Below are 7,786 nucleotides of genomic sequence, written 5' to 3'. Positions count from 1 at the left end.
CGCACGCCTTCGCGCTCGTACAGCGGGTCGGACCCGCCAGAGGCACGCCGCGCCAGCGCACGCAGCCGCGCGAGCAGCTCGTCCAGGTCATAGGGTTTGACCACGTAGTCGTCGGCCCCCGCATCCAGCCCGGCAATGCGGTCGCGCACGGCATCGCGCGCCGTGGCCACCAGCACCGGCGTGCGGTCGCGGCGCCCGCGCAGGCGGCGCAGCACCTGCAAACCGTCCTGCCCCGGCAGGCCCAGGTCCAGCAGCACCATGTCATAGCCATGGCCGCCACCCGGGCCGGGGCACAGGGCCGCATCGGCCTGCAGGCCGTCACGGACCCAGTCCACCGCATGGCCCTCGCCGCGCAGCAGGGTCTGCACGGCCTCGCCGATCATGGCGTCATCTTCGACAAGCAGTAAGCGCATGGCAGAAGAATAGCTCCCTGGACGGCTGGCTCAGTTCTGAGGCACATGCCGCCCGAAACTGGCGCGCTCAAACGTCAGGGACAGCGAGCAAGGGCCTAAGCCGGCCGCGCCGCCCCGCCGCGAGGCTGTCGTCCCCCTCCTTCGCGAAGCGATTAGAGAGGGGGAAGGCGCGCAGCGACTCAGGGGGTGAGCGGCGGTCACACCGCCGCTTCAATCTTCGGCATGGCCATGCGGGCCTTGGTCAGCGCCATGCCCAGGTTGGCCGTGCGCCGGCAGACGAAGACGGCCACGTAGTCGGGCATGAGCTTGCCGCGCAGGAAGACGTGGATGAGGTTGTCGCTGTTGACGATGAGTTCCTGGAAGTAGTGGTGGCCGTCGTCCTTGAGGCCGCGCGACTTCTTGAACAGGCTCTCGATCATCGAGACGTTGGGGCCGTTGAACAGGTCGGCCGTGGCAGCGGCCACGAGATCGATGACTTCGCGCGGATGCGAGTCCACCGTGCGGATGGCCAGCAGCATGCCGGAGGCGGCATCCACATAGCCGATGGCCAGACATTCGGGCACCGAACCGGCCACCTCGCTCAAAACGTTATCCAGGCTCATTGCAGCTTTCCTTTTTTGTGAATGGATGTGATCGGTCAGCCCATCTTCAGCAGCAGTGCCACTTCGTACGCATACAGCAGGTCCTCCTGGGCCTGGGACTGCACGTACTGGGCATCGATGAGGCGCACGCGGCGCGCGCGAGCCGGCGCAAGGGGCGGACGATCGTGCGCGCGAGAAAAAGCGAGAGCAACACCGACGCCATCAGCACGACGAGCAGGACCACGGCGATGCGGAAGCGCTCGGCGCGTACCGTTCGCGTGATATCGCGCGCGTTGAGCGTCATCAGCACCGTCTGCGGTTCTTCGAGGTCGACCACGCGCGCGGCGCTGAGCAGCGGCGTGCGTTCGGGGGCGTAGCGGAACCGGCTCGCCGCGAGTCCGCTGCGTTGCGTTTCGACAAGTTCGGGCCATGACTGCGCCCGGTCGATTCGCGGCTCCTCGAAGTCGGGATAGGACGGCGCACCGACGATCCAGTCGATGCCGCGATCCATCGCGCGCGCGGCGTCGCGCTTCCATGGCTGCAGGTCGGGATCGCGCAGCGTATAGGTCGGCGGTCCGGTTTCGAAGCTGTCGGAGATGCGGGTGCCGTCGGCGGCGTAGAAACGCAGTCGCGATTCGGTGGCAGCGGTAAATTCGTTGACCAGCTGCGCACGCTGGTCGGGCCGCGCTGCCTCGAGCGCGTTGTCGAGCATCGCAAGCTGGTCCTTCATCACCTCGATCCGCGTGTCGACGAGACGGCTGCGATAGGTGTCGAGATAATAGAAGCCGCCCGCAAGCAGCGCGACGGCGAGGATGTTGACCGCAAGGATACGTGTCGTCAGCGACCAGCGCGCCGACCAGACGAGCGGCGATTCCTCTTGCTCGGCGATGCTCGCGTCGGGTTTCAGCCGGTCGGGTTTCAGGGCATCAGCTTTCATCGGCAAAGCGGTAACCCGCGCCATAGAGGGTCGCGATCGAATCGAACTCGGGGTCGACCTCGCGAAACTTGCGGCGAAGCCGCTTGATATGGCTGTCGATCGTGCGGTCGTCGATATAGACGTCGTCCTGATACGCCGCGTCCATCAACTGGTTGCGGCTGCGCACGATGCCGGGGCGCGCCGCGAGCGTTTCGAGGATCAGGAATTCGGTGACGGTCAGCGTGACATCCTTGCCATCCCAGCTGACCTTGTGGCGCGCGGGATCCATCTGCAGCCGCCCGCGCGTGATCGGTTCGGCGACCGGTTCGTCGTCCTCGCTCGGCGCCGACCGGTTCAATTCGACGCGGCGGAGGATCGCGCGGATGCGCGCGATCACCAGCCGCTGCGAAAAGGGCTTGGCGATATAATCATCGGCGCCCATCGCAAGCCCTAGGGCCTCGTCGATCTCGTCGTCCTTGCTGGTCAGGAAGATCACGGGAAGCTGGCTCTTCTCGCGCAGCCGGCGAAGCAGTTCGAGCCCGTCCATCCGCGGCATCTTGATATCGAAGACCGCGAGGTCGGGCGGGTTGTCGATGAGCGGCTTCAGCGCCGCCTCGCCGTCCGAATAGACGCGCGTCACGAACCCTTCGGCCTGCAGCGCGATGGACAGGGATTGCAGGATGTTGCGGTCGTCGTCGACCAGCGCGATGGTTGCCGTCATGCTCTTTCCGTTGGCGAGGCCGGATGCAGAGCTAGCCGATCCGGTCTCGACCGACAACCGCCACGGATCGGCGCGCCGCGGCGCTGGAATCTTTTGACCTCACCCTTCATCCTCGCTAACGGGGCCGGGATTTACGGAATCGGCGCCCCTGTCGGCACCCATGGAAATGCGGGCCTGCCCTTTTATTCGGCGGATTTTGCATACCTATGCAATGGGGCCGCGGCTTCGAAGGTGAAAGGCAAGGCAATGACGAATATCGTGATCGGCAACAGCAGCGTGGAAACGCGGGCGGATGTTGCGGAAAACCTGGGCACGTCGGCGCTGATCGAAGACGCCATTCGCCACGGCGAAGGCCTGCTGGCGAAGGATGGTCCGCTGGTCGTCGAGACCGGCAAGCACACCGGCCGCAGCGCCAAGGACAAGTTCATCGTCCGGGACGAAGAGACCGCGGACACCATCTGGTGGGGCAAGACCAACGTGCCGATGACGCCCGAGCATTTCGCGGCACTCAAGGCCGACTTCTTCGCGCATCTCGCCGAGCGCCCGCGCCTCTATCGCCAGCAGCTGTTCGGCGGTTCGCAGCCCGAACACCGCGTTGCGGTTCAGGTCGTGACCGAATTCGCCTGGCACAGCCAGTTCATCCGCACGCTTCTGTGCCGCCCGACCGCCGCCGAGCTGGCAGGGTTCGCGACCGAATATACGATCATCGACCTGCCGAGCTTCCGCGCCGATCCCGCGAAGCACGGCACGCGCAGCGAGACCGTCGTCGCGGTCAATTTCGCCGAGAAGCTCGTTCTGATCGGCGGCACGCAATATGCCGGCGAGATGAAGAAGTCGGTGTTCGGCATCCTCAACTATCTGCTTCCGGTAAAGGGCGTGATGCCGATGCACTGCTCGGCGAACATCGGCCCGAACGGCGACACCGCAGTCTTCTTCGGGCTTTCGGGCACCGGCAAGACGACGCTGTCGGCCGACGCGTCGCGCACGCTGATCGGCGACGACGAACATGGCTGGTCGGATACCGCGGTCTTCAACTTCGAGGGCGGTTGCTACGCCAAGATGATCCGCCTCTCGCCCGAGGCCGAACCCGAGATTTTCGCGACCACAAAGCGGTTCGGCACCGTGCTCGAAAATGTCGTGATCGATCCCGTCACGCGCGAACTGGATTTCGACGACAACAGCCTCGCCGAAAACAGCCGCGGTTCGTACCCGATCGATTTCATTCCCAACGCCTCGACCGAGAATATGGGACCGGTGCCCAGGACGGTGATCATGCTGACCGCCGACGCTTATGGCGTGCTGCCCCCGATCGCGAAACTGACCCCCGAACAGGCGATGTACCACTTCCTCTCGGGCTACACCGCGCGTGTCGCGGGGACCGAGATCGGCGTGACCGAGCCCGAGGCGACCTTCTCGACCTGTTTCGGCGCCCCCTTCATGCCGCGCCACCCGTCGGTCTATGGCAACCTCCTCAAGGAACGCATCGCCAGCGGCGGCGTCCAGTGCTGGCTCGTCAACACCGGCTGGACCGGAGGCATGGCCACGATGGACGGCATCAGCCGCATGCCGATCAAGGCAACGCGCGCGCTGCTCAATGCCGCGCTCGACGGCAGCCTGAACGACGCCGAATTCCGCAAGGATCCGAATTTCGGTTTCGAATATCCGGTGGCAGTGCCGGGCGTCGACAGTGCCATCCTCGATCCGCGCAGCGCGTGGGCAGACACGGCGGCGTACGACCGCACCGCGCAATCGCTGGTGCAGCAATTCATCGACAATTTCGCGCAATTTGCGGACCATGTCGATGAAGGCGTCCGCCAGGCCGCGCCGCAGGCGGCCGTCGCAGCATAATTCACCCGGAGCTCTTTCGGGTGGCACATCACCCGGAAGGACCGGACCAATGACCACCGAATATCGCCCGCGCCTGTTCGAGCGCGATTCCGAAATCCGCGCGATCGGCGAAGGCCTGCTTGCCTGTGCGTTGCCGCGCGCGGCGTGGACGCACGAGGCGCATCTCGGAGCCTGCCTGTGGCTGCTCAGCGAGCGCCCCGACGTCGACATCGACGCCGAAATTGCCGGCATCATCCGCCGCTTCAACGAAAGCGTCGGCGGCGTGAACGATGACCGCCAAGGCTATCACGACAGCATCACGCGCGCCTATGTCGCCGGGGTGCGGCTGTTCCTGTCGGGGACCGGGGAGACCGGGTTGGCGGCACGCGTCAACGCGCTGCTGCAGTCGGAGATGGGCCGCCGCGACTGGCCGCTGCGCTTCTACAGCCGCGAGCTGCTCTTCTCGGTGCCGGCGCGGCGCGGGTTCGTCGAACCCGACCTCGCGCCGCTGCCCGCCCAGGGTCAGGACCCTAGAGCGCCATCCCCGGCGTCCAGCCGCTTTCGGCGAGAAAGGCCGCGGGATCGCGCATTTCGATAATCGCCTTGATCGCCGCCGTCTTGTCGGGCGCGCGATCATAATAGCTTTTGGCGACGCGATAGCCGACCCAATAGCCGAGGTCGCCCGGCCAGCCGTCCGTGCCCCTCTGGTTGTACAGCCAGCGCGAGCCGATCGCCTTTTGGTCCTTTTCGGCGAGAAAGGCGGTCTCGAGTTCCTTTTCGCGTCCCTTTGCCCATTGGTGGAGCAGCGGATAGCCGACCGAACCGGTCATCCGCTCGGCGACAAATTCGGCAGCGCCTTCGACAAGCGCGGCGCGCAGCACCGATTCCTCGCGATCCTCTACCTGTGCGAGCGGTTGCTGCACGTGGACATATTCATGTCCGATGATGTGGACGAAGCGGTCCTCGTCGTCGGCTTCGATGAACTTCGCCGCGCACAAGGCTTCGAGACCGATGTACAGCCCGTTCGCATTGGCGGTCCCCGCGGTCGTCGCGCGGCCGATGGCAATGGTGATCGGCGGGAATTTCGCGGCGGGGTAAAGCTGTGCGAGGCGGTCGGTCGCGGCGACGAGGCGGGTGCGAACATCGGGAAGCGTTGTAGCGCAGCCGCGCGCATCGTCGAAGACATGGCGCTTGTCGCGCAGCGCCGCAGCAAGCTTTTCCGGGTTGATGCGGCGCATCACCATGAATTCGGCGAGCCCCGGCGAGGGGGCGGCAAGATAGCGCGCCGCCACCGTCTCAGGCTGCGTCGCGAGCGCGGGGTCGTCATATAGCGCGTAAAAGCGATCGACATCCGTGGTCACAATGGTGACGCGCTGTTCGGAGGCATGGCTGGCGCTTGCGAGCAGGAGCGCCGCCAGCGCAGTGGCGATCCCCCGCATCAGCCCTTCGCGCCTTTCACATATTCGGCGACATTCTGTGCCAGCACGTCGAGCGGGACGTTGCCGCCCTTGACCACGACATCGTCGAAATCGCGCAGGTCATATTTCGCGCCCAGCGCCTTTTGCGCGAGCCCGCGCTGGCGGACGATCTCGCTATGCCCGACCTTGTATCCGCAAGCTTGCCCGGCCCAGCTGCAATAACGATCGACCTCGCTTGCGACCTCGAGCGGGTTCGAGCCGTTCTCGCGCACGAAGAAATCGACCCCCTGCTCGCGCGTCCAGCGCTTGGCATGGATGCCGGTATCGACGACGAGACGGCAGGCGCGGAACGCCAGCGACTGGAGATAGCCGAGGCGTCCGACCTCGAAATCGTCGTACAGGCCGAGCTCGTCGGCGAGCTGTTCGGCATAGAGCGCCCATCCTTCCGAATAGGCGTTGAACGCCAGCATCGTGCGGATCAGCGGCATCTGGTTCGCATATTCGCCCTGCCATGCATGGCCCGGGATCGCTTCGTGCATCGCGAGGTCGGGGAGCGAATATCTGCTGTGCAGATCGGTGGTGCGCAGGTTGATCCAGAATTTGCCCGGAATCGTTCCGTCGATCGACCCCGCACCGCCATAGGCCGCGGGCGCGCCGGGTTCCTCGGCAAGCGGCAGTCGCTTCACCTCGACATTGCCCTTTACCAGCGTGCGGAAGGCACGCGGCAATTGCGCGCGAATCTTGTCGAGCCAAGTCTGGATATAGGCGACGATCTCGGCGCGGCCCTGATCATTGTCGGGGAATTTGAAGCGCGGATCCCTGGCAAGCTCGTTCATCCGGTCGCCGACCGAGCCATTGGTATAGCCGAGTTTCCTGAGGATCGGATCCATCCGGCCGTGGAGTTCGGCAAGCTCCTCGCGGCCCATCGCGTGGACCTCCTCGGGCGTCATACGCGTCGTCGTCGAGGCGCGAAGCGCCCACGCATAGAATTCGTCGCCGTGCGGTCGCGCCCACAGCCCCGCATCCATCGTCGCTTTCGGGCGCTGGGCCTTCAGTTCGGCGAGCTGGCGTTCGAGTGCCGCCGCGACGGGACCCTGCACGATCTTCGCCGAACGCGCGTTCCAGTCGCCGGCGATCTTCGCCTCGCCGGTGCGGCGGACGAGGCTTTCGACCATCGATCCGCCCGCCTTTGCGTCGGCAAGGCTCGCTTCCATCTGCTTCACCGCCTTGTCGATCAGGAAGGCGGGGGCGATCAGCCCCTGTCCGCCTGCAGCCTTCAGCCGGCCGGTCTCGCCATCGAGAACGCCGGGAAAGGCGTTGAGCCGCGACAGATAGGCCTCGGCATCGGCCGAGGTCTTTACCGGATGGTCGCTGTCGAGGAATTTCGGAATGTCGAGATAGGCGCCGACATTCTGGATCACGACATAGGGCGTGTTGCGCCAGCCACCGACCGCGACATCGCCATAGGGCTGGGCGAAGCCGTCGAGCGCGACGCCATAGGCGCTCTCGACCACCGCGAGGCTGGTGCGCGTCGCATGGTCAAGCCCTGTCTTGTCGAACGCGCGGACGCGCGCGACATCGGCCTTCAACGTGTCGGCCAGCGCCTTGACGCCCGCTGTCGATCGATCGCCGAGTTCGCCGCGCATCTTCGCGCGCGCACCGGTGTCGATGCCGAGCGATGTCGCGCCTTCGGGCGAATGGGCGAGCAGATTGTCGGCGACCGAATCGAGGAGTTTCTGCGCGCCGCCGGCAGACGCGGCCTGCAGCGCGGCGGCACGACTGTAGCGCGAGGGGAGGCGTATGACGCTGGCCTGCGCAGTTACATGCTGTCCGTCTATAATTATATGACGAGCGGCGTGCTGCTGACGGGCATCGTCGCGTTGCTGTTTTCCTGGGGCGGGATGAACTCG

Annotated in this window: 8 protein-coding genes and 1 pseudogene; 3 read left to right on the top strand and 6 right to left on the bottom strand. The window is 65.5% G+C overall.

Annotated features, from left to right (window positions below; translation table 11 throughout):
• The 4 genes from VN047_RS11945 to VN047_RS11930 all read right to left on the bottom strand — a co-directional run.
• The coding region (locus VN047_RS11945; RefSeq protein WP_325542946.1) for a response regulator at positions 1-413 on the bottom strand (413 nt) is incomplete at its 3' end.
• Between the two features lie 197 nt (positions 414-610).
• Entirely contained in the window at positions 611-1,015 is a 405-nt protein-coding gene (locus VN047_RS11940) for a hypothetical protein (protein WP_012203525.1), read from the bottom strand.
• A gap of 46 nt (positions 1,016-1,061) precedes the next feature.
• Positions 1,062-1,931 (bottom strand): sensor N-terminal transmembrane domain-containing protein, encoded by an 870-nt coding sequence (locus tag VN047_RS11935; RefSeq protein ID WP_325542944.1) that lies wholly within the window; start codon positions 1,929-1,931, stop codon positions 1,062-1,064.
• Positions 1,921-2,631, bottom strand: coding sequence for a response regulator transcription factor (locus VN047_RS11930; RefSeq protein ID WP_325542942.1), 711 nt, complete (start codon positions 2,629-2,631; stop codon positions 1,921-1,923). Before VN047_RS11930 ends, VN047_RS11935 begins: the two co-directional genes overlap by 11 nt.
• A gap of 246 nt (positions 2,632-2,877) precedes the next feature.
• On the opposite strand from VN047_RS11930, the gene VN047_RS11925 reads away from it, so the two are divergent.
• Positions 2,878-4,479: a phosphoenolpyruvate carboxykinase gene (locus VN047_RS11925; RefSeq protein WP_325542940.1), complete on the top strand. Its 1,602-nt coding sequence runs from the start codon at positions 2,878-2,880 to the stop codon at positions 4,477-4,479.
• 49 nt (positions 4,480-4,528) lie between these two features.
• On the top strand, positions 4,529-5,056 hold the full coding sequence (locus tag VN047_RS11920; RefSeq protein WP_325542939.1) for a hypothetical protein: 528 nt from the start codon (positions 4,529-4,531) through the stop codon (positions 5,054-5,056).
• Here the strand turns inward: VN047_RS11920 and VN047_RS11915 are convergent.
• Both VN047_RS11915 and VN047_RS11910 read right to left on the bottom strand, forming a co-directional pair.
• The gene (locus tag VN047_RS11915) at positions 4,989-5,897 is read right to left on the bottom strand and encodes a DUF2268 domain-containing putative Zn-dependent protease (protein WP_325542937.1); all 909 of its coding nucleotides are present in this window, start codon (positions 5,895-5,897) and stop codon (positions 4,989-4,991) included. The genes VN047_RS11920 and VN047_RS11915 overlap by 68 nt on opposite strands.
• Complete coding sequence (locus VN047_RS11910) at positions 5,897-7,678, bottom strand: DUF885 domain-containing protein (RefSeq protein WP_325542948.1); 1,782 nt, start codon at positions 7,676-7,678, stop codon at positions 5,897-5,899. Before VN047_RS11910 ends, VN047_RS11915 begins: the two co-directional genes overlap by 1 nt.
• On the opposite strand from VN047_RS11910, the pseudogene VN047_RS11905 reads away from it, so the two are divergent.
• Positions 7,637-7,786, top strand: a pseudogene (locus VN047_RS11905) (BAX inhibitor (BI)-1/YccA family protein); the annotation flags it as partial. The gene VN047_RS11910 and the pseudogene VN047_RS11905 overlap by 42 nt on opposite strands.

This window comes from Sphingopyxis sp. (assembly GCF_035565275.1).
Lineage (GTDB): Bacteria > Pseudomonadota > Alphaproteobacteria > Sphingomonadales > Sphingomonadaceae > Sphingopyxis.
Note: the sequence above shows the minus strand (reverse complement) of the source record. Positions and strands in the feature narration are given on the sequence as shown.

What these genes read in the sequence shown, in the direction of transcription:
- VN047_RS11930 (WP_325542942.1), bottom strand. Translation starts at nt 2,631, where the DNA reads ATGACGGCAACCATCGCGCTGGTCGACGACGACCGCAACATCCTGCAA.
- VN047_RS11915 (WP_325542937.1), bottom strand. Translation starts at nt 5,897, where the DNA reads ATGCGGGGGATCGCCACTGCGCTGGCGGCGCTCCTGCTCGCAAGCGCC.
- VN047_RS11925 (WP_325542940.1), top strand. Translation starts at nt 2,878, where the DNA reads ATGACGAATATCGTGATCGGCAACAGCAGCGTGGAAACGCGGGCGGAT.
- VN047_RS11935 (WP_325542944.1), bottom strand. Translation starts at nt 1,931, where the DNA reads ATGAAAGCTGATGCCCTGAAACCCGACCGGCTGAAACCCGACGCGAGC.
- VN047_RS11920 (WP_325542939.1), top strand. Translation starts at nt 4,529, where the DNA reads ATGACCACCGAATATCGCCCGCGCCTGTTCGAGCGCGATTCCGAAATC.
- VN047_RS11940 (WP_012203525.1), bottom strand. Translation starts at nt 1,015, where the DNA reads ATGAGCCTGGATAACGTTTTGAGCGAGGTGGCCGGTTCGGTGCCCGAA.